At 65.4% G+C, this 21,301-nt stretch carries 21 protein-coding genes; 11 read left to right on the top strand and 10 right to left on the bottom strand.

Translation table 11 applies throughout. The features are described 5' to 3' along the window. Positions 1-35 precede the first annotated feature (35 nt). From AB3X95_RS20115 to AB3X95_RS20085, 7 genes are all read right to left on the bottom strand, one after another. The gene (locus AB3X95_RS20115) at positions 36-1,364 is read right to left on the bottom strand and encodes an NAD(P)/FAD-dependent oxidoreductase (protein ID WP_368622341.1); all 1,329 of its coding nucleotides are present in this window, start codon (positions 1,362-1,364) and stop codon (positions 36-38) included. A gap of 55 nt (positions 1,365-1,419) precedes the next feature. Then, positions 1,420-1,764, bottom strand: a complete 345-nt coding sequence (locus AB3X95_RS20110; RefSeq protein ID WP_018435672.1) for a cupin domain-containing protein — start codon at positions 1,762-1,764, stop codon at positions 1,420-1,422. Beyond that, positions 1,761-2,753: a M14 family metallopeptidase gene (locus AB3X95_RS20105; protein WP_368622340.1), complete on the bottom strand. Its 993-nt coding sequence runs from the start codon at positions 2,751-2,753 to the stop codon at positions 1,761-1,763. Before AB3X95_RS20105 ends, AB3X95_RS20110 begins: the two co-directional genes overlap by 4 nt. Before the next feature lie 2 nt (positions 2,754-2,755). After that, positions 2,756-4,234: an NAD-dependent succinate-semialdehyde dehydrogenase gene (locus tag AB3X95_RS20100; RefSeq protein WP_368622339.1), complete on the bottom strand. Its 1,479-nt coding sequence runs from the start codon at positions 4,232-4,234 to the stop codon at positions 2,756-2,758. Positions 4,235-4,323: 89 nt separating this feature from the next. Continuing rightward, entirely contained in the window at positions 4,324-5,418 is a 1,095-nt protein-coding gene (locus AB3X95_RS20095; RefSeq protein ID WP_368622338.1) for a tartrate dehydrogenase, read from the bottom strand. Positions 5,419-5,512: 94 nt separating this feature from the next. Further along, positions 5,513-6,436 carry a 2-hydroxyacid dehydrogenase gene (locus tag AB3X95_RS20090; RefSeq protein ID WP_368622337.1) on the bottom strand — a complete coding sequence of 308 codons (924 nt, stop codon included), beginning with the start codon at positions 6,434-6,436 and terminating at the stop codon, positions 5,513-5,515. A gap of 6 nt (positions 6,437-6,442) precedes the next feature. Continuing rightward, positions 6,443-7,324: a GNAT family N-acetyltransferase gene (locus AB3X95_RS20085; RefSeq protein ID WP_368622336.1), complete on the bottom strand. Its 882-nt coding sequence runs from the start codon at positions 7,322-7,324 to the stop codon at positions 6,443-6,445. A gap of 291 nt (positions 7,325-7,615) precedes the next feature. Between AB3X95_RS20085 and AB3X95_RS20080 the strand changes: the two genes are divergently transcribed. From AB3X95_RS20080 to AB3X95_RS20030, 11 genes are all read left to right on the top strand, one after another. Next, entirely contained in the window at positions 7,616-8,230 is a 615-nt protein-coding gene (locus tag AB3X95_RS20080) for a cupin domain-containing protein (RefSeq protein WP_368622335.1), read from the top strand. Positions 8,231-8,690: 460 nt separating this feature from the next. Next, on the top strand, positions 8,691-10,184 hold the full coding sequence (locus AB3X95_RS20075) for an aldehyde dehydrogenase (protein ID WP_368622334.1): 1,494 nt from the start codon (positions 8,691-8,693) through the stop codon (positions 10,182-10,184). Between the two features lie 106 nt (positions 10,185-10,290). Continuing rightward, positions 10,291-10,959 carry a haloacid dehalogenase type II gene (locus tag AB3X95_RS20070; protein ID WP_026228738.1) on the top strand — a complete coding sequence of 223 codons (669 nt, stop codon included), beginning with the start codon at positions 10,291-10,293 and terminating at the stop codon, positions 10,957-10,959. Positions 10,960-11,038: 79 nt separating this feature from the next. After that, on the top strand, positions 11,039-12,316 hold the full coding sequence (locus tag AB3X95_RS20065) for an NAD(P)/FAD-dependent oxidoreductase (protein ID WP_368622333.1): 1,278 nt from the start codon (positions 11,039-11,041) through the stop codon (positions 12,314-12,316). Between the two features lie 77 nt (positions 12,317-12,393). Further along, entirely contained in the window at positions 12,394-13,206 is an 813-nt protein-coding gene (locus AB3X95_RS20060; RefSeq protein ID WP_368622332.1) for a substrate-binding periplasmic protein, read from the top strand. Between the two features lie 115 nt (positions 13,207-13,321). Continuing rightward, positions 13,322-13,978: an amino acid ABC transporter permease gene (locus AB3X95_RS20055; protein ID WP_129958560.1), complete on the top strand. Its 657-nt coding sequence runs from the start codon at positions 13,322-13,324 to the stop codon at positions 13,976-13,978. An 18-nt stretch (positions 13,979-13,996) separates the two neighbouring features. After that, positions 13,997-14,773, top strand: coding sequence for an amino acid ABC transporter ATP-binding protein (locus tag AB3X95_RS20050; protein ID WP_018435684.1), 777 nt, complete (start codon positions 13,997-13,999; stop codon positions 14,771-14,773). Then, positions 14,770-15,081 carry a (2Fe-2S)-binding protein gene (locus AB3X95_RS20045; protein ID WP_368622331.1) on the top strand — a complete coding sequence of 104 codons (312 nt, stop codon included), beginning with the start codon at positions 14,770-14,772 and terminating at the stop codon, positions 15,079-15,081. The genes AB3X95_RS20050 and AB3X95_RS20045 overlap by 4 nt, the downstream gene beginning before the upstream one ends. Next, complete coding sequence (locus AB3X95_RS20040; RefSeq protein ID WP_368622330.1) at positions 15,060-16,436, top strand: FAD-dependent oxidoreductase; 1,377 nt, start codon at positions 15,060-15,062, stop codon at positions 16,434-16,436. Before AB3X95_RS20045 ends, AB3X95_RS20040 begins: the two co-directional genes overlap by 22 nt. Then, positions 16,433-17,605, top strand: coding sequence for an FAD-binding oxidoreductase (locus AB3X95_RS20035; protein WP_176122900.1), 1,173 nt, complete (start codon positions 16,433-16,435; stop codon positions 17,603-17,605). The genes AB3X95_RS20040 and AB3X95_RS20035 overlap by 4 nt, the downstream gene beginning before the upstream one ends. A gap of 11 nt (positions 17,606-17,616) precedes the next feature. Next, positions 17,617-18,021 (top strand): helix-turn-helix domain-containing protein, encoded by a 405-nt coding sequence (locus tag AB3X95_RS20030; protein ID WP_035491270.1) that lies wholly within the window; start codon positions 17,617-17,619, stop codon positions 18,019-18,021. A gap of 35 nt (positions 18,022-18,056) precedes the next feature. Here AB3X95_RS20030 and AB3X95_RS20025 read toward each other — a convergent pair whose 3' ends face one another. The 3 genes from AB3X95_RS20025 to AB3X95_RS20015 form a co-directional block, all read right to left on the bottom strand. After that, a complete protein-coding gene (locus tag AB3X95_RS20025; RefSeq protein WP_176110758.1) occupies positions 18,057-18,560 on the bottom strand; it encodes an Lrp/AsnC family transcriptional regulator in 504 nt (167 codons plus the stop codon). A gap of 88 nt (positions 18,561-18,648) precedes the next feature. Then, positions 18,649-20,049 (bottom strand): aspartate aminotransferase family protein, encoded by a 1,401-nt coding sequence (locus tag AB3X95_RS20020; protein WP_368622329.1) that lies wholly within the window; start codon positions 20,047-20,049, stop codon positions 18,649-18,651. Between the two features lie 195 nt (positions 20,050-20,244). Then, a complete protein-coding gene (locus AB3X95_RS20015; RefSeq protein ID WP_368612846.1) occupies positions 20,245-21,135 on the bottom strand; it encodes a GNAT family N-acetyltransferase in 891 nt (296 codons plus the stop codon). Positions 21,136-21,301 lie beyond the last annotated feature (166 nt).

The raw sequence follows: 21,301 nt of genomic DNA, 5'->3' as shown, positions 1-21,301 counted from the left end.
ATGAAAAAGCAGCCTTTGCAGCGCAGCGCGGGTCGTCACATCATCTCGGGACTCGCCAGCCGGGTTCCATCGCTAAAGCGCGTCAACCGGTACGGCTGAATATCGATCCCGGTTGCGTCATTGGTCACGATGCGGCTAACCAGCATGCCGGCTCCCGGTCCCAACCCGAAGCCATGACCGCTGAAGCCGGACGCGATCACGAGGCCGGGCGTGCTGTCCACACGCGAGATCACCGGCACCAGATCGGGCGTCGTGTCGATCGCGCCGGCCCAGGCATGCGCGACACGCAATCCCGACAGCTCGGGAAACACCGTCGCGACGTTTTCCAGCGCACGGGTCGGCCACTCGGCATCGGGCACAGGATTCAGAACCCGCGTTAGCTCGAACGGCGAGATGTCGTCGTTACGCCAGTCGGCGCTCCCTTCGGGGCCGCCGAAGAACGGTTGCGCGATCCGGAACTTGAGCTTCTTGTTGAGTTTGCTGCGGAACATCTTGCGAAATTTGACCGCGTGCCGCAGGTTCTGCGGCGCGATTTCCATGCGTCCGTAGCCGGGGACCGCGATCGTATAGCCGCCGTCGAGCCGCCGCCTCATCGCGAAGTTCGGGCCGGAGAAGCACCCGTCTATCACGGCCGGCGCTTCGGCCGTGCGCAGCGCGGTGCCGATCACGTTGACCGCCGGCAGACCGATGCCATGACGCCGGCAGAAGAGGGCACTCCACGCGCCGCCGGCCAGCACGACGCTGCTCGCGCCGATCAGGCCGCGCTCGGTCCATACACCGGAGACATGGCCCGCGCTGATATCGAGTCCCCGAACCGCGCAGGTCTGATGCACGCGCGCGCCGAGCCGTTGCGCGCCTCTTGCAATGGCGGGCGCCGCTTTCGACGGCTCCGCGCGTCCATCGGAATGCGACCACACGCCGCCTGCCCACTTCGCCTGACCATTGGGAACGCGCGCCGCCAGCTCGCGAGCCGACAGCAACTGACTATCGAAGCCGAGCGCACGGGCCTTGCCGAGCCATGTTTCCCATTGCGCGACGTCTGCGGACTGCTCGCTTCCGTACAGGATGCCGGCTCGCCTGAAGCCGATGTCTTCGCCGAGTTCGTCGCTCAACTCGCTCCAGCGCGCGAGGCTTTGCATCGCGAGCGGCAACTCGTGCAGATCGCGGTTCTGCTGACGCACCCAACCCCAGTTGCGTCCCGATTGTTCAGCGCCAATGATGCCCTTCTCGAGCAGCACGACCGATACGCCGCGCCGCGCAAGCTCGTAAGCGGTGCTGACGCCGATAATGCCGCCGCCGATCACCGCGACGTCACAGCGAGCGGGGAATCCGTCGCTATTCGAAACTTCGTCGATTCTTAGCATGTTCGAGCAACCATGATGGATGAGAGCGGCGAATACCGGGTACGTGTGGCTGCAGTCAAAAGATCACGTAGATCTTGCGCAGCGTTTCGTCGATGTTCCAAAGCCCTTCGGTGTTGGCTTCGAAGAACAGCGTGTCGCCGGCGGCGAAGCGGATCGTGTCTTCTCCGTCGGGTGTGAAGGTGCCGCTGCCCTTGATGAAATGCATGACCTCCGCCTGCTTGACCGAGCGCCTGTAGGTGCCGGGCGAGCACTCGAACAGCCCGGTGTCGACCGCGTCATGACCCGGAATCACGTACTGGCGTCCCGCTACGCGTGACGGCTCAGTGCCGGGCAGGCCGGCGGTTCCCCAATCCTCGAGGGCGGTGACTTCCGCCGCTTGCCTGATCTGCTGGACTTTCATGTGGTTTGTTCCTGTTGGCGTGAGCGCATGTCAATACGGCGTTCGATCCGGCCTAGCCGGACCACGGTGACGCCGGCGCGCAACTGGCGCAGCGACGGCATCACGAGCATGCAATCGTCGTACGGCGTCGCGACCGGCTGGCCATCGGACCAGGCGATCACGGTGCCGGCGTGCTCGAACGTTTCGAGCCCGGTGTAGGGCCCCGCGAAGCGGAAGTCCATGCTCTTTGCAACGACCGGTTCGGTCACGCGGACGATGCGCATTTCGTCGGGCAGCGGCCTGATCCAGCCGGACGGCAGATCCGCCGCGTCGACGATGCCCGAGAGCAACAGAAAACGCGCGGTGCTGTCGCGCGCGACCGTCACCGCGCTGGCTTCCCAATGCTGACCGCATTCGATCAGCAGCGCGTTCTTCGCGCTCGCGTCGTCGCCGAAGCCTTCGTAGTCGCGCATCCGGCGGCCTTCGGGGTGGCCTTCGTCCTGGATCACGGTGGCGGGCGCGCCGAGCCGCTCGGCCAGTTCCGCGCCTTTGCGCAGCGGGCCCGCGACAATCAGCGGCGCGCTTTTTTCATGCATCGAATGCAGATCGAGCAGCAGGTCGACCGTGTCGATCACCGGCCGCATCGCGCGCGCACGATCGAGTTCGGACGAGCGCGCTGCAACGTCGTCGAGTTTCGCGGCGGTCCATACGCGATTGAAGTCCTGATCGACGAAGCGGGCCTTGTCGGGCATTGCCGGATCGAAGCGCGCGTAGGCGGCGACGTTCGCGAACGACAGCGTGAGCTTGCCGCAGCGCGGCCGCAGCCCGCCGCGCAACAACGCGTCGACGGTGATCGCGCCGCACACTTCGTTGCCGTGCGTGAGCGCGTTGATCATCACGTGCGGCCCGGGTTGGCCGGAGTCGAACGTGTGCACGTATGCGATGCCGGTATTGCCGTCGGCGTGCGCCGAGATGTCCGGGAATTCGACTTCGATCGGATAGGCTTGCATGTTTACTCCAGTCCTCCCTGACACAGATACTTGATCGACAGATAGTCATCCAGTCCGTACTTCGATCCTTCGCGACCATAGCCGGATTCCTTCACGCCGCCGAACGGCGCCGCCTCCGAGGCGAGCGCGCCTTCGTTGATGCCGACGATACCCGCTTCCAGCGCGCGCGACACGCGCTCGATACGGCGCATGCTCTCGCTATAGAAATACGACGCGAGTCCGAACGGCGTGTCGTTCGCGGCCTGCACCGCTTCCTGCTCGCTGTCGAACGGGAACAGCGGCACGACCGGGCCGAAGGTTTCCTCGCCGCACAACGCCATCGAGGCCGTGGCGTTGCCGAGCACCGTGGGCGCGTAGTAGTGCGGTCCCAGCTCGGTGAGCCGCCGTCCGCCGGTCAGCACGAGCGCGCCATTCGCGAGCGCGTCGTCGACATGACGCGCGATCTTGTCCACGGCCCGTTCGTTGATCATCGGGCCGATCTGCGAAGCGGGATCGCTCGCGGGGCCGACCCGCAGCTCGGCCACCTTCGCGCACAGCAGCGCGGAGAAATGCTCGTAGACGCCGCGTTGCACGTACACGCGGTTCGGGCACACGCAGGTCTGCCCGCCATTGCGGAACTTCGCGGCGAGCAGGCCATTGGCCGCGGCATCGAGGTCGGCGTCGTCGAATACGATGAAGGGCGCATTGCCGCCGAGTTCCAGAGAAAGCTTCTTCAGCGTGCCAGCCGATTCACGCGCGAGGTGCTTGCCGACGGGCGTCGATCCGGTGAACGTGATCTTGCGCACGCGGCTGTCGGCGAGCCATTCGCCGACCGTCTCCGGCGCGCCGGCGCGCGAGGCCGAGATCAGGTTGAGCACGCCGGCTGGCACGCCCGCCTCGTGCGCCAGCATCACCAGCGCGATGGCGGTGAGCGGCGTGTCTTCAGCGGGCTTCGCGACGACCGTGCAGCCTGCCGCAAGCGCCGGCGCGATCTTGCGCGCGATCATCGCGAGCGGAAAATTCCACGGCGTGATCGCGGCGACGATGCCGATCGGTTCCTTGATCGCACTCATGCGTTTGCCACGCTGCTGCTGTGGAATCAGATCGCCGTAGATCCGGGTGGCTTCGTCGGCGAACCACGCGACGTACGACGCGCCATAGCTGACCTCGCCACGCCCTTCGGCGAGCGGCTTGCCTTGTTCGAGAGAAATCAGCGCGCCGAGCGCGTCGCGATTCGCGACGATCAGCGCGTGCCAGCGGTGCAGCACGGCCGCGCGTTCGCTCGCGAGCCTTGCACGCCATGCGGGCAGCGCTTTGGCGGCGGCGTCGGTGGCGGCGCGCGCGTCGCTGGGACCGCTGTCGGCCACCTCGGCGATCAGCTTGCCGGTTGCCGGATCGGTGACCGCGAAGCGGCGGCCGCTCGCGGCCGCGACCCACTCGCCGTTGATGAAGTTGTCCGTGCGGATCAGCGCGCGGGCCTGTTGTTCGAGATTCGTGCTCATATGAGGTCTCCAGTGCGGTTGGCGTGCGACGGCGGAGCGCCCGACACGCGCCGGGCAGTCAGGCCGTCTGCGCTGTCCGTGATCGGTGCCTATCGACGGCTCGCGCTGGCGACGTGCGCCGCGATCGCCGCGCCGACTTCCTTGGTCGATGCGCTGCCGCCCAGGTCGCCCGTGCGCGGGCCGTCCTTCAGCACCTGCGTGATCGCGGCGACGATCGAGTCATGCGCATCGCGCTCGACGCCCGCGCCGTTGCCGAGAAAGTCGAGCATCATCGCGGCCGACCAGATCATCGCGACCGGATTGGCGATGCCCTTGCCGGCGATGTCGGGCGCCGAACCGTGGACCGGCTCGAACAGCGACGGAAAGCGCCGGTCGGGATTCAGGTTGCCTGACGGCGCAATGCCGATCGTTCCGGTGCACGCCGGACCGAGGTCGGAGAGGATGTCGCCGAACAAATTCGACGCGACCACCACGTCGAAACGGTCGGGGTTCAGCACGAAGCGCGCGCACAGAATGTCGATGTGTTGACGGTCCATTTTCACGTCGGGGTAGCGCGCGGCCATTTCATCGGCGCGCGCATCCCACCACGGCATGCTGATCGCGATACCGTTGCTCTTCGTCGCAACCGTGATCTTCTTCGCGCGGCGCCGCGCCAGCTCGAACGCGAACTTCATCACGCGCTCGGTGCCGTGGCGCGTGAAGATCGACTGCTGCATCACGACTTCGCGCTCGGTGCCCTCGAACATCGTGCCGCCCACCGACGAATACTCGCCTTCGGTGTTCTCGCGCACGATCATGAAGTCGATATCGCCGGGCTTGCGGTTGGCGAGCGGGCTGGGCACGCCGTCGAACAGACGAGCGGGGCGCAGGTTCACGTACTGGTCGAATTCGCGGCGGAACTTCAGCAGCGACCCCCACAGCGAAATATGGTCGGGCACCTTGTCGGGCCAGCCGACCGCGCCGAACAGAATCGCATCGCAGTCCTGCAACTGCTGCTTCCAGTCCTCGGGCATCATCTGGCCATATTGCGCGTAGTAGTCGCACGACGCCCATTCGATTTGTCGGTAGTCGATGCCGATGTCGAAGCGCTGGCAGGCGGCGTCCAGCACGCGCAGGCCTTCGGGCATCACTTCGGTGCCGATGCCGTCGCCGGGAATGACGGCAATGCGGTATTTGCGGGTCATACGTGTCTCTCCTTGCGTTGATCACGCGCTGTCTGCCGGCACCGCGCGGATCGTCAATTGGGGGTGCGTTCTCGTGTCGGGCCGTGCATCGGTATCAGTAGCCGCGAGTCCGGTCGATCAGGCCGTTCATGCGCTCACCGGCGCGATGCAGACGCAGGTTTTCCAGCACCGCATCGACAGCCGATTCGGGCCGCGTCGCGCTCGCGATATGCGGCGTGATGCGCACGCGCGGCTGGGTCCACAGCGGATGGTCCGTGGGCAGCGGCTCGGGGTCGGTGACGTCGAGCACCGCGCTATGAATCTGCCCGCTTTGCAGCGCGTCGAGCAGATCGCCGCTGACGAGTTGCGCTCCGCGCCCAACGTGCACCAGCGACGCGCCTCGTGGCAGCCTGTCGAATACCCGGCGGCACAGCAGCCCGCGCGTCGCGTCCGTCAGCGGCAGCAGGCAGATCAGCACGTCGGTGCGGGCCAGCATCGCATCGAGCCCGGCCTCGCCCGCATAGCAGGCGACACCTTCGATGTCGTGCTGCGAGCGGCTCCAGCCCGCGCAGGCAAAGCCGAACAGCCGCAAACGCTCGAGTACCGCGGTGCCGAGCATGCCGAGGCCGAGCACACCGATGCGGCGCGACGCGGCGGCGCAGAGCGGCAACGGCTGCCAGGCGCGCGCCTGCTGTTGCAACGCGTAGTCGAACAGATCGCGGTGAATCGCCAGCACCGCCTCGGTCACATACTCGACCATGCCTTCGACGATGCCCGGTTCGAGCATGCGCACCACCGGCAGATGCGCTGGAATCTGCGACAGGTCCAACTGATCGACGCCCGCGCCGACCGAGAACACGACTTCGAGATTCGGCAGCGTGAGCGCGAGGTCGCCCGGCTGCCACGCGACCAGATAGCGCACGGCCGCGCGATCGCCGAGGTCCGGCCAGACGCGGAACCGGATCTCGGGCGCGAGCTGCGCGAAGCGCTCGGCCCATAGCGCGCCACGCACCGGATCGGCCTTGTAGAGAACGGTCATCGCCGTTTATGCCATCGCCTGATTGATGATGCCGTACGCGCTCCATGTCGGGTCGGGGGCCGCCTCGCGCGCGTCGGCAGAAGCGTTGCGCACCATCTTTTCGACCGAATCGACGCGCGTCAGGCCGAGGCTCGTCAGCCAGTCGTTGATGCCGGCGTCACCCGGCACGTCGATCCGCACGAAATCGCCGGCATGCTGCGCGAGCCAGTACGAGATCAGTGAGCGGGCGCGCAGATCGTCGGCGGAGCGTTGCGCGACGACCGGCCCGATCGAGTAGCCGCGTCCGAACGGGCGGAACAGCGAGAAGCCGAGCACTTCGCCGTCGCGTTCGAGCACCACGGCTTGCGAGAATTCGAGCAGCGACGGGATCGTCGCGCTGCGCTCGAGGCCGCTCGCACGCGACGCGATTTCGATCAGGCGGGGCGTGTCCGCGGGCGTCGCCGCGCGCAGATGCTCGCCGGGCGGCGGCGCGACCGCGCTCACGCTGCCGAGCGTTCCCTGATGCTGGGTCAGTCCGCCGCAGGCGACGAAGCCCAGCTTTTCGTAGAGCGGCTTGCCGGCGACCGTTGCATGCAGGAAGGTCACGCGGTTGCCGAGTTCTTCGAGCACCAGTTCCATCAGCTTGCGGCCGATGCCGCGTCCCTGTTCGTCCGGCGACACGATCACGAGGCCCAGCGTGCCCCGGTCGGCGCCGAATTTCCAGCACAGCGCGGTGCCGATCACGGTGCCGTTGTCTTCGGCGACGAAGCCGCATCCGGCGTCGTACATGAAGCGCCAGTCCTCGGCGCGGTGCGGCCAACGCACCGCAACTGAGAGGCGATGCGCGGCCGCGATGTCATCGGAGGTGAAACGGCGGTAGCCTGGCGATTTCTTCACTATTTTGGACACTGCAAACTCCTGCTGGCGGCGTGGTCAGCCTAGACTTTCGCATTCCCAGCGCCCGCTTCATAGGACGATCTTTTTGTTATTGGGGCGCGCGCGTGGTCGGGCTCGACTCGCGTCGGCCAGTCACGCGCAACGCAACCGCGCAGGTATTTTGTCGTTCACTCCGATGGTGCTATATTCAATATAATGATAGAAATTGCACGACCGTTCGGTGTGGTGAAGGCGGCTGAAGCCTCTTCGCATGCCACGGCGCGTGTCCGGCACAACAACCGCAACGTCATCGACAGGAAACCCATGCAGCGAACACTGATCAGCAGGAAGCGCGAGGCCGACCCGGGTCACGGCGACGTCGGCACTCGTCTGCGCGCGCTGCGCGTCGCGCAGGGGCTGTCGATCAACGAGCTGGCGATGCGCGCGGGCGTATCGGTAGGCACGGTCAGCCAGGTCGAGCGCAACAAGGCGAATCCGTCGGTGCGGATTCTCGAACGCCTGCGCCAGGCGTTGGAGGTTCCGCTCACCGCGCTGCTCGAAGAAGACGACGCGGTCTCGGACCCGGTCACCGGCGATTTCGTGCGCAAGGCGGCCGAGCGGCCGCTGTTCGAAGTCGGCACGAACGGCATGCAGAAAGAATTGTTGTCGCCGCACGGCGATCACGATTTGCAGATGATGATCATCATGCTGCCGGCCGGTTCCGGTTCGGAGGAAGTGCTGGTCGGCATCGGCGAGAAGGCGGGGCTGGTGCTGGAAGGCACTGTCGTGCTGAACGTCGGCGACCGGCGCTCCGAACTGCGCGCGGGCGACAGCTTCCAGTTCAAGAGCACGGTGCCGCACAGTGTGCGCAACGAAAGCAAGAAGACCGCGCGTTTGCTATGGATCATGAATACGCAGCCGCCCGTGATTCATCTTTGATCCGTCCGTAGTTCGAGCCGCGTGCCGTGTGGCGCGCGGCTCTGTCCTTCCTCTGTTTACTCCGATCGTTCCGATGCGTCGCGTCCGGTTCACCTGGACCTCGGCTGACGTCGACGCCTTTCCTTCCCTGTTGTCCTTTTCGGTTTTGCGTTGCACGAACGGGTGGACGTGACGCATGGCCTTGCTCGCCCGCCGCGCTCGCGCCGGCCTGTCGCTCGTGTGCGCCGGTGCCGCAGCGCCTTCTGCGCGGCAGGCAACCTATCGCAGCGCACAACGAACTTTTCACAAAGTTTATTTTTGACCACTAGTATTTCATTTGATGTTCATTAAAATGAACTTCATCCGATGTTCGTTCATTCGGTGGTCGCGATGGCGAACAGCAGTGCCGGGTGGTGCCGGGAATCATCAGTGCGTTGACGCAAGCCGCACCACACACTTGAACCTACTGATCAGGCCAGGCATGTCCACTCCGTCACTCGATTTCGATCCTTCAGCCGTTCCGTTGCCGCAGGGGCATTTCATTGGCGGTGCGTACTATTCGGCGGACGAGGCGCAGATCGCCGTTCACCGGCCCTCGGATGGCGCTCTGCTCGGCCATGTGCCGGATGCGTCGGACGCGACCGTCGATTACGCAGTGAGCAATGCGCTTGCTGCATGGAAGACGAGCGGCTGGGGCACGCGTTCTCCGCGTGAACGCGCGAAGGTGCTGAGCCGCTGGGCCGAGCTGATCGATCGCGATGCGGTGAGCCTCGCCCAACTAGAGACGGTCAGCTCGACGCGCCCGGTGGCGGAAAGCTACGCGTCCGACGTGCCGTTCACCGCCGAAGCGATCCGCTTTTTCGCGGAGCTGGCCGACAAGCTCGGTGGCGATATCGCGGCGACGCGCCGCGACAGTCTCGGCTTCATTGCATCGGAGCCGTACGGCGTGATCGGTGCGATCACGCCTTGGAATTTCCCGCTGTCGATGTGTTCATGGAAGTGCGGCCCCGCGCTCGCGGCGGGCAACGCGGTCGTGATGAAACCGTCGGAAATGACGCCTTATTCGACCCTGCGAATTGCGGAACTCGCGATCGAAGCCGGCGTGCCGCCCGGCATCTTCAACGTAGTGAACGGCCGTGGCGCGACGGCGGGCGCCGCGCTGACGCGTCACCCGGGCATCTCGAAGATGAGCTTCACGGGTTCGACCCGCACGGGCGCCGCGATCATGAGCGACGCCGCGATGCACGGCACCAAGCCCGTCACGCTGGAACTCGGCGGCAAGAGCCCGCAACTGGTGTTCGAGCACGTGCGGGATCTCGAACATACGGCGCGCTGCGTCGCCCGCGGCTTTACGGCCAACGGCGGCCAGGCCTGCGTGGCCGGTACGCGGCTGATCGTGCACGAGCGCATCGCCGAGCCGCTGATCGCCGCGATTGAACGGCAACTGCAGCCGATCAAGCCTGGTCCGCTGTGGGACAGCCGCACCGCTTATTCGCCGATCATCAGCGCTGCCCAGGCGCGGCGCATCGAAGCGCTGGTCGAGCAGAGCCGCGAGGGCGGCGCAGAAGTGATCTTTGGCGGCGGCTTTTTCGAAGGCACCGCAGAAGGCTATTTCCACCGCCCCACACTGATCGCCAATGTGACTGCGGAGACACCCGCCGTGCGCGAGGAGCTGTTCGGCCCGGTGTTGACGGTACAGACATTCAAAGACGAGGAAGAGGGCATCGCGCTCGCCGCGCATCCGATCTACGGTCTCGCGGCGGGTGTCCATAGCAGCGACATCGGCCAGGCGCTGCGGGCGATGCGCCGCATCGCGGCGGGCACGATCTGGATCAACCGCTACGGCCGCAGCGGCGACATGATCATTCCGACCGGCGGCTTCGGCCAATCCGGTATCGGCAAGGATCTCGGCCGCGAGGCAATGGTGGCCAGCATGCGGCACAAGAGTGTGCTGATCGATTTCGAAACGTTGTGAACAATCGCGCTACACCGGCTTTACGCAAGCAGCAACCGCATTGATTCAACCCGCAACTGAACCCCGAGCCTGCGAACAGGTTCGCCACGACGACAGGATGTTGACCATGATCGATTTCGAACCGAAGTACATCACTTTCGACTGCTATGGCACGCTGACCAACTTCCAGATGGGCCAGACCGCGCGGCAGCTTTACGGCGACAAGCTGGACAAGGCGAAGATGGACGAGTTCGTCGAATTCTTCCGTGGCTACCGCCTCGACGAAGTATTGGGCGCATGGAAACCCTACCGCGACGTGGTCGTGAACTCGGTTCGCCGCACCTGCGAACGCACCGGCGTGCCGTTCGACGAAGCGACCGCGCAGAAAATCTACGAAGCCGTGCCGACTTGGGGCCCGCACGCGGACGTGCCCGAAGGGCTGTCGCGACTGGCCAAAAAGTACAAGCTGGTGATCCTTTCGAATGCGTCGAACGACCAGATCCAAAGCAACGTCGACAAGCTCGGTGCGCCGTTCCACAAGGTCTACACCGCGCAGCAGGCGCAGGCGTACAAGCCGCTGCAGAAAGCCTTCGAGTACATGTTCTCGCAACTGGACTGCAATCCCGAAGACGTGCTGCACGTGTCGTCGAGCTTCCGCTATGACCTGATGACCGCGTACGACATGGGCATCAAGCACAAGGCGTTCGTCAACCGTAATCACGAGCCGCTGAATCCGTACTACGGCGTCAACGAAGTGTCGGGGATTCCGCAACTGGCTTCGCTGCTCGGTCTCTGATCCACTGCTTCGGCCCTTTGGTGATATCGCTTCCCGTGCGCCAGTGAGCGGCGCACCCAACCGACAGGAATGCATCACGATGAAGCTCGACTCCTACTGGCTCGACACCGCGCCACGGTTTACCGGAGGCGCCCAGAGTCCACTGCCGCAGCGGGTGGACGTGGCCGTGGTCGGCGGCGGCTTCACCGGACTGTCGGCGGCGTTGGAGCTTGCCAAACGCGGCAAGTCGGTGGTCGTGTTCGAAGCGGGCCGGCTCGCGGCGCAGGCGTCCGGCCGTAACGGCGGCCATTGCAATACGGGCGTAGCGCAGGACTACGCCGCGTTGTCCGCGCGCATCGGCAGCGAGCGCGCGGCGGAGTTCTATCGCGCGTATGCGGGCGCCGTCGACACGGTGAAATCGATCATTGCGGAAGAGAGAATCGACTGCGATTTGCGCCACTCCGGGAAGATCAAGCTCGCGGCGAAGCCGCAGCATTTCGCGTCGCTCGCGAAGTCCTACGAGGTGTTGCGGCGCGAGGTCGATCCCGATGTCGAACTGGTGCCGCCCGAGCAGATCCGCAAGGAGATCGCGTCTGACAGCTTTTTCGGCGGTCTCGTGCAGCGCAACGGCATGCAGATGCACATGGGCAAATTCGGCGTCGGTCTTGGCACGGCGGCGGCACGCCGCGGCGCGCAGATCTACGAGAACGCGCCGGTGACGGACCTGAAGCCGCTCGGCGGCAACGCGTTCGACGTGCAGTGTCCGCTCGGCACGGTCCGCGCCGGGCGCGTGCTGATCGCCACGGGCGCGTCGCAGGTCGGTCCGCTGCAATGGTTCCGGCGCCGCATCGCACCGGTCGGCAGCTTCATCGTCGCGACCGAGCCGCTCGGCAAGGACCGCCTCGATGCGTTGTTGCCGACGCGCCGCTCGTATGTGACGACGCTGAACATCGGCAACTATTTTCGGGCCACGCCCGACGAGCGTTTGCTGTTCGGCGGCCGCGCGCGCTTTGCGATGTCGAACCCGCGTTCGGACGAAAAGAGCGGGCGGATTCTGCGTGACGGGCTCGCCCGCTATTTCCCGCAACTGGCCGATGTGCGCATCGATTACTGCTGGGGCGGCCTCGTCGATATGACGGCCGACCGCCTGCCGCGCGCGGGGCAGCATGAAGGACTGTTTTATTCAATGGGCTACAGCGGCCACGGTGTGCAGATGTCCGTGCACATGGGTCGACTGATGGCCGACGTGATGTTCGGCGCCGCCGCGCGCAATCCGTGGCGAACGCTCGAATGGCCCGCGATTCCAGGACACTTCGGACGCGCGTGGTTTCTGCCGCTGGTCGGCGCGTATTACAGGTTGCAGGATGTACTGCATTGAACGGATCGACTGATCGCGACTGTCAGATGCCAGGGCAGCGCGCAGATTGAAAAACACTATTCCCAAAGGAAATCCCCATGTTGCGTTTCATGTTCCAGCCTGCTTCCGCCGTCCGTTTCAACACCGTGCAGCGCTTTGCCGCTGGCGCGGGCCTCGCGATGACGATGATGTTCGGCGCCGCCCACGCCGCCCACGCGGCCGAAGGGGCGACGCTGACGGCAGGCTCGCCGCCGTCGAGCGCGCCGACTACGTTCATGAACGTGAAGACCCAGAAGATCGAAGGTCTGATGCCGGACGTCGTGAAGGAGATCGGCAAGCGCGAGGGCTTTAGCGTGTCGTACGACGCGGTGCCGTTCTCGGCGCTGATCCAGTCGGTGGTATCGGGCAAGATCGACATCATCGTGGCCGGCATGACGCCGACGCCGAAGCGCGCCGAAGTGGTCGATTTCTCGCAGCCGGTTACGGCGTTCGGCGAAGGCATCATCGTGAAGGAGAGCAACAAGGCCGTCTATCGCTCGGTGCAGGACATGAAGGGCATGACGGTTGGTGCGCCGACCGGCACCGACTATGGCGATCAGTTGAAGAAGCTCGGTATCTTCACCGAAGTGAAGATGTACGACAGCCCAGCCGACATGACGCGTGACGTCGCGCTTGGCCGCATCGTCGCGGGCTTTAACGACTATCCGATCCTGAAGGCCCAGGAGGCGGCGGGCGCGATGGCGGGAACGCGGGTCGAAGATGCCTATGTGCCGATGGAAAAGTTCGACATCGCGATCGCGGTGAAGAAGGGCAACAGCGCGCTGATGGCGAAGATCAACGACGCGCTGACGAAGATGAAGGCCGACGGCACGCTCGACACGATCCTCAAGAAGTGGCACCTCACGAGCTGATTCGCTTCTCGTGACAAGAGGCGGGCCCGCCACGACGCGGGACCCGCCCTGCGAAGTTCGCCCCCCCGGCGGAGCGGCGGACTGAACGAATGCAAACAGCAATGGAAGGCACGACATGCGCTGGCAAGATATAGCCGACTTTGTACCGATTCTGCTGCAAGGCGCGATGATGAGCATCATCATCACGCTGGGTTGTCTGCTGTTGAGCACCGTGCTCGGCCTGACCTGGGCGCTGTTGAAGATGTCGCGCTATCCGCACGTGGTACGCGGTGTGAGCGCGATGATCAACGTCGTGCGCGGTCTGCCGATGATCGTGCTGCTGTTCTACATCTACTTCGTGCTGCCGGATATCCACATCCAGGTGTCGGCGTTGCAGGCCAGCATCATCGGGCTGGGTTTCGGTTACTCGACTTACGTCGCGGAGATCTTCCGAGCGGGTATCGAGGCGGTCGATCCGGGCCAGTACGAAGCCGCGCAGTCGATCGGCATGGGTCGCGTGAAGACGATGGTACGGGTGATCCTGCCGCAGGCGATCAAGGTCGCGCTGCCACCGTACAGCAACACGCTCGTGATGATGCTGAAGGACTCATCGCTTGCATCGACGATCACGGTCGCCGAAATGACTCGCGAAGGCCAGTTGATCGCGTCGTCGACGTTTCAGAATCTGACGGTGTACACACTCGTCGCGCTCGGCTACCTGGCGATGAGCCTGCCGCTGATGAGCATGACCCGCAATCTGGAACGACGATTCGGTCGGCACAGGGCCAGGTAAGTGCGAAGTGAGGATGCGATGATCGAAATCACGAATGTGCACAAGAGTTTTGGCTCCGTACCTGTTCTCAAGGGCATTTCGCTCAACGTGAACCAGGGCGAAGTGGTCTGCCTGATCGGTGCGTCGGGCTCGGGAAAATCAACCCTGCTGCGCTGCATTAACGCGCTGGAGTCCTACGACGAAGGCGAAATCCGCCTGCTCGGCGAGCGCGTCGAGCAGCGCGCGCGCAACATCAACCAGTTGCGCACCCAGGTCGGCATGGTGTTTCAGCGCTTCAATCTGTTTCCGCACCGCACCGCGCTCGAGAACGTGATGGAAGGGCCCGTGCACGTCAAACGCCTTGCGCGTGCGCAAGCGCAACGCGAAGCGTCCGAACTGCTCGACAAGGTCGGGCTCGGCCACAAGCTGCACGCCTATCCTCATCAGCTTTCGGGAGGGCAGCAGCAACGGGTGGCGATTGCCCGTTCGCTCGCGATGAAGCCGAAGGCGATCCTGTTCGACGAGCCGACCTCGGCGCTCGATCCCGAACTGGTCGGCGAAGTACTGGGCGTGATGCGCACCCTTGCGCGCGAAGGCATGACGATGCTGGTCGTCACGCATGAAATGGGCTTTGCGCGTGAGGTGGCAGACAGGGTGTGCTTTCTGCACGCGGGACTCATCATCGAGGAGGGCACCGCGCAGCAGGTGCTGGGTTCGCCGCGCGAGGCGCGTACCCGCGAATTCCTGCGCCACGTGCTGAGCAATCGCAGCGACGCTCACGTGTCGCCGGACGGCATGGCGGGAGCCGCGGCATGAACGGCAGATTCGTACGCTTGGGCGAGACGGCTCGAGCCAAAATCGAGCTGACGATCGACGGTGAGACCGTCGAAGCGCTGGCCGGCGACACGTTGCTCACCGCGATGCTGTGCTCGGTGCGGCATGTGCGGCAGTCCGAATTCGGTGCTGAAAAGCGCGCCGGCTTTTGCCTGATGGGCGCGTGCCAGGATTGCTGGGTATGGACCGCGGACGGCGAGAGGCTGCGCGCCTGCACCACCGTGGTCGAAGCAGGCATGCGCGTCGTCACGACGCAACCGGAGGGCCAATGGGCGAACCTCGCATCGTAATCGTCGGCGCAGGACCCGCAGGGGTGCGCTGCGCGGAAACATTGCTGGCGGCCGGCATCCGCCCGATCGTCGTCGATGAAGGACGGCGCGATGGCGGGCAGATCTACCGGCGCCAGCCCGACGGCTTCACGCGGCCGTACGCGAAGCTGTACGGCACCGAAGCCGCGCGCGCGGGGGACCTGCATCGCAGCTTCGAGCGACTGCGCCCGCAGATCGATTACCGTCCTCAGACGCTCGCGTGGAACGTGGCGCAAGGCAAGCTGCATATCGTGCATGAAGGACACGCGAGCGCGCTAGGCTACGACGCGCTGATCCTGTGCCCCGGCGCGACCGACCGGCTGATGCCGGTCAAAGGCTGGCACTTCGCCGGGACCTACAGCCTCGGCGCCGCGCAGATCGCACTGAAGTCGCAGGCCTGCGCGATTGGCCGCCAGGTCGTATTCATCGGGACCGGCCCACTGCTGTATCTGGTCGCGAACCAGTATGTGCAGGCGGGCGCCAAGGTAGCGGCAGTACTCGACACGTCGACGACCGGTGCGCGGCTGCGTGCGCTGCCCAAATTGCTGGCGCGCGTCGACGTTCTGCGCAAGGGCCGCGCGCTCGTGGCGGCGTTGAAGCGCTCGGGCGTGCGGGTCGAAAACGGCGTCGAGCCGCTCGAAATTCTCGGCACGCCGGACGACGGCGTGCTTGGCGTCCGCTTTCGCGATGCGCGCGGCAAGGTCGCGCAGATCGATTGCGACGCGGTGGGTCTCGGCTATCACCTGCGCCCGGAAACTCAGCTGGCCGACCTCGCGCGCTGCGCGTTCCGTTTCGATGCGCCGACGCGGCAATGGGTGCCGCAAATCGATGAACTCGGCCGCGCGACCGAAAAGGGCGTCTATATCGCCGGTGACGGTGCGCGCGTGCTCGGCGCGGATGGCGCGGAGATCGCCGGACGGCTCGCGGCCTACGCTGCGTTGAGCGATCTCGGGCGTGCGGTGCCGGCCGCGACGCTCGCCACGTTGACGAGCGAACAGCGCAAAATGGAGCGCTTCCGGCTCGGTCTCGCTGAAGCGTTTGCGTGGCCTGCCGGGCAGGCGGCCCGGCTGTCCGACGATACGATCGTTTGCCGGTGCGAAGGCATCACCGCGGGCGAACTGCGCCGCGTGGTGCGCGACGAAGGCGCGCAGGAAGCGAACCGCGCCAAAGCGTTCAGCCGCGTCGGCATGGGGCGCTGCCAGGGACGCTACTGCGGCCATGCGGGCGCCGAGGTGATCGCGGCGGCCGCGCACGTGCCGCTCGAGCAGGTTGGCAGGCTTCGCGGGCAGGCACCCGTGAAGCCGCTGGCCATCGCAACCGTGGAGGATACCGAATGAACCGCGCACAGGCCGATGTGCTGATCGTGGGCGGCGGGTTTATGGGTGCTTCCGCCGCATTTTTTCTGAGGCAACGGGGCCGCTCGGTGATCCTGCTCGAGCGCCAGCTCGTTGGTCAGCAGGCGAGCGGTACCAACTTCGGCAACGTACGCCGGCAAGGGCGCTTTCTGCCGCAACTGCCGCTTGCGAACCGTTCGCGCGAAATCTGGGGGCGTCTGCCCGAACTGATCCAGCACGACGCCGAGTTTTTGATGTCCGGCCATGTGCGCGTCTGTTATCGCGAAGAGCAGGCCGACCAGTTCGAAACCTATGCGAAGGAGGCCGCGCACTACGGTCTCAAGCTCGATCTGCTGCGCGGCGACGCGCTGCGCGCACGGTTTCCGTTTCTCGGTGCCGAGGTGCTGGCGGGCTCGTACTCGCAAATGGACGGGCACGCGAATCCGCGGCTCGCGGCGCCCGCGTTTGCTCGCGCGGCGGCGCGGCTCGGCGCGCAGATCGTCGAAAACTGCGATGTCGTGACAGTGGAAAAAGAGGGCGCCGAGTTTCGCGCGACGAGCGCCGACGGCCGTACCTTCCATGCCCCGGTGCTGCTGATCACCGCGGGTGCGTGGGGTAATCTGCTCTCGGAGCAGTTTGGCGAAGCGGTGCCGATCGCCGTCAACGGCCCGCAAATGGCTGTGACCGAACCCGTGCCGTATGCGATCCAGCCGGTGGTCGGCGTGTCGTCGCCGCAGATCGAGGAGGTCGTGTACTTCCGCCAGGTCGCGCGCGGCAATATCGTGATCGGCGGTTGCGCGCGTGCGCCGGCGTATCTCGACGAACGCCGTGCGAAGGTCCTGCCGCAAAGCACGTTGCTGCAGTTCAGGCAATTGCAGCGCGTCGCGCCGATGCTGCGCAGGCTGAACATCATCCGGGTATGGAGCGGCGTCGAAGGCTATATGCCCGACGACCGGCCGATCATGGGCGCGAGCGGCACGACGAGCGGCCTGTTCTATGCGTTCGGTTTTTGCGGCGCCGGGTTCCAGCTGGGCCCGGGCGTCGGAGATACGATGGCCGAACTGATCGACACGGGCGCGACCAGCACGCCGCTCGAGCCGTTCGACATCCGCCGCTTCGCGGCCAGCCGGGGTGCTTCGCCGGCGGCTCCTGTCACTTCGCGCGTTGCGTGAGCGGAGCGTCGATGCTGAGCCCGAGCCGAACCTCGTCGTCATCATCCGCGCCCGATCTCGCGGGCGCGAACCGTCATGCGCGACGTGTGCCGGATCGAGTGAGCCGCGCCGTCGAGCGCGCGGTCAACTTCATCGATGCATGTTTCGCCGAGCCGATCAGCCTGTCCGAACTGGCCGCCGTCGCGGAGCTGAGCATTTCGAGGTTTGCAGTGCGCTTCAGCGCGGAGATTGGCGTGTCGCCGCAGCAATACGTGAGGCTGGTGCGGGTACGGCATGCGCAACGCCTGCTGCGGCGAGGCATGCCGCCGTCGATCGTGGCGGCCGAGGTGGGCTTCTTCGATCAGAGCCATCTATGCCGGCATTTCAAGCGCGTGCTTGGCAGAACGCCGGGGGAGTGGCTGAGCACCAACGGCTGATTGCGACCTGAAGGCTTACCGGGCCCGCGACCGCTTCATTGATGCCGTTGCGAGAACAGTGTTTCCAGCGGGTATTCGGATTTCACGAATGGCGTCTTGATGATCACGTAGCTGAAATACTTCTCGATGCCGATGTCGCGCTCCAACAGTCCTTCGATCACACTCTGATAGTGATTGACGCTGCGCGTGACGAACTTCAGCAGATAATCGTATCCGCCGCTCGCCAGATGGCATTCGATGATCTCCTCCACGGGGCGGATCGCCGCCTCGAACTTGGCGAAGTCCTCGCGGCGATGGTCGGCAAGTGTGACCTCGGTGAACACGATCTGCACGTCGCCGAGTTTCTGCAGCTGGATGTGTGCGCCGTAGCCGACGATATAGCCGGCCTTTTCGAGCCGTTTCACGCGGATCAGACAGGGGCTCGGCGAGAGCCCCACGGCGTCAGCAAGCTCGACGTTCGTGATGCGGCCTTTTTTCTGCAGTTGCGAAAGAATACGCAGGTCGATCCGGTCCAGCTTCGTGTCGCCGCTTGTCGTCATGTATCGGTCTGCCCGTCGAAGGTTCTGCTTTTCGCTGCATGGCGCAACGCCAGAGTCAAGCGACGCGCAGGCCGATGTTATCACGCGCTCAGGCGGCTGCGCGGCTTGCGCCGCGCAACGCGGCACGCACCTCCGCATGGTCGAGCACTTCGTCGAGCGTGCGCCGCAAACGGCCGAACAGCTGGTCGAATTCCGCCTCGCCGAAGCAAAGCGCGGGCGCGAAACCGAGGATGCTGTCGCCGAATGCGCGGAACACGAGCCGGTTGCGGTAGGCCGCTTCGGCGATTCGGTCCGGCAGTTTCAGCGACGCATCGAAGCGTGCGCGCGAATCCTTGTCGGCGACGAGTTCGAGCGCGCCGAGCAGGCCTCGATGACGCGAGTCGCCGACCAACGGATGATCGAGCAGCGCGTCGAGTCCGGCGGCAAAACGCGGCGCCTGCGCAATACCGTTAGCGAGCAGACCACCCTCCTGATAGAGACGCAGCACTTCGAGGCCGATCGCGGCGCTGACCGGATGCGCGGAGTAGGTCTGGCCGTGACCGACCACCGCGGTATCGCGCGCATCTCCCGCGATGCCCTGGTAGATTTCGTCGGACATCAGCACCGCGCCCATCGGCGCATAGCCCGAGGTCAACCCCTTTGCCACCGTCATCAGATCCGGCTCGACCTGTTCCGCCTCGCATGCGAACAGCGGACCGGTACGACCGAAGCCCGTGATGACTTCGTCGGCGACGAACAGGATGTCGAGACGGCGGCACGCGTCGCGCATCGCCTTCAGCCAGCCGACCGGCGGCACGATCACGCCGCCCGACCCCTGGATCGGCTCGCAGAAGAACGCGGCGACATTCTCCGCGCCGAGTGCGGCCACCTTCGCTTCGAGCGCGGCGACCGACGCGGCGATCAGCGCCTGCGCGTTGTCGCCGTGCGGCTGACGGTATGCATAGGGCGACGGCAGGTGGTGCTGGTGCGGCAGCGGCAGATCGAAGTTGCGGTGAAACGCGGGCAGCGCGGTGAGCCCCGCGCCGACGCTCGACGATCCGTGATAACCGCGTTCGAGCGCGATCATCTGCTTTTTCGCCGGACGCCCCGTCGCGTTGAAGTAATGCGTGATGAAGCGTACCGCTGAGTCGATCGCATCGGAGCCGCCGAGCGTGAAGTAGACGTGCTGCAGCGAAGCGGGGGAGAGCGCAACCAGCTTTTCGGCCAGTTCGATGGCAGGTTCCGACGAGAAGTGGAAGTAGGTGGTCGCGTAGGGGAGCTTCGTCATCTGCCGCGTCGCCGCTTCGACGATGCTCTGCTGGCCGTAGCCGACGTTCACGCACCACAGGCCCGCGAACGCGTCGAGCAGTTCGTTGCCGTCGATGTCGCGCAGATACGCGCCGTGTCCGGATTCGAGTACGGTGGTGCCCCGCGCTTCGTGCGCGCGGTAGTTGATGACCGGGTGAATCAGATGCTTGCGGTCGGCGTCGATGAGCGATGTTCTTGACATGGTGGTATTTCCCGCAGGTTGCGATCAGGTGAGCGTCACCCCTTGATAGTAGCGAGAGCCGCATGCGAGCCGTTCCGCCAAAAAAATGCTCAAAGAGCGCAGGCGCAGCGTTTTCTACCCCACAGACAGCATTTTCTGCCGCGCGTGCTTAATAGCGGCGCGAACGGGAGTTCAGCCCGAGCGTTCGTGGCCGCGTCAGGTCAACGACTGCGCGATCACCGCGTACTGATGCAGCGAGCCGTCGGCGCGCGTCGGCTCGGAACGGGTTTGCGCGGATGCGATCCGCCGCATCCTGACGACCGTCTCCGTGGGTGCGAGGCCGAGGCCGGTTAGCCACGTTCGCAGGCCTTGCCCGTGCGGCACGTCGATGCGCACCAGCGCGCCTTCGTTCAGGGCGAGCCAATGACGGATCAGCGCTTTGGCGTGCACGGCGTCCGGGCTCGCGACGGCGACCACGGGGCCGATCAGGAAACCGCGTCCGAAGCGGCGGAACAACGAGAAGCCGAGGAGTTCGCCGTCGCGATCGAGCGCGATACCGTCGGCCAGATCGAGCAGCGGTGGCAGCACGTGGCTGCGGTCGAGACCGCTCGCGCGCGATGCGAGCTCGACGAGTTGCACGGCGTCGCTCGCGCCGAGCGGGCGCAGCCGCTCGTTGGCGGCCAGCGCGACGAGCGGCGGACGGAACGCCGCGCCCTGCATCTGGTCGAGTGCGCCGCAGGCCTCGAAGCCGAGCGCCTCACACATGGGCTGGGCAGCGTCGGTCGCATAGAGCGTGATGTCGCGCTTGCCGATCTCGTCGAGCGCGCAAGCGAGCAGCGTGCGGCCGATACCCAGGCCGCGATGCTCCGGCGCGACGAGCAGCATCCCGAGCGTCGCCTGATCCGCGCCGAACTTCCAGCACACCACGGTGCCGACCAATGCGCCTGCCGTCTCGGCGACGAAACCGATTCCCGTGTGCGCGGAGAACCCCCAGTCTTCACGGCGGTGCGGCCAGCCGATCGCGGCGGACAGGCGTTGTGCGGCGGGCAGGTCGTTGGCGCTCAGGCGTCGGTAGGTGAAAAGTGCGTGCTTGGTTGAATCGGGCACGGGGTGCTCCGTGATTTGTCGGCCGTGCCGCGACTGTTGCACGTTGCTTGCGCGTTGACTAGTACGAACTTCTCATCGTGGTGCGTGCCGCGCCCGGCGAGGCGCCGCTGCGCCCATGCCGGGCATGCCACGCGAAATGTGTGGTTCGGTCGTGCAGATTGCGTGC

It is taken from the genome of Paraburkholderia sp. BR13444, from assembly GCF_040948755.1.
Lineage (GTDB): Bacteria > Pseudomonadota > Gammaproteobacteria > Burkholderiales > Burkholderiaceae > Paraburkholderia > Paraburkholderia youngii.
Note: the sequence above shows the minus strand (reverse complement) of the source record. Positions and strands in the feature narration are given on the sequence as shown.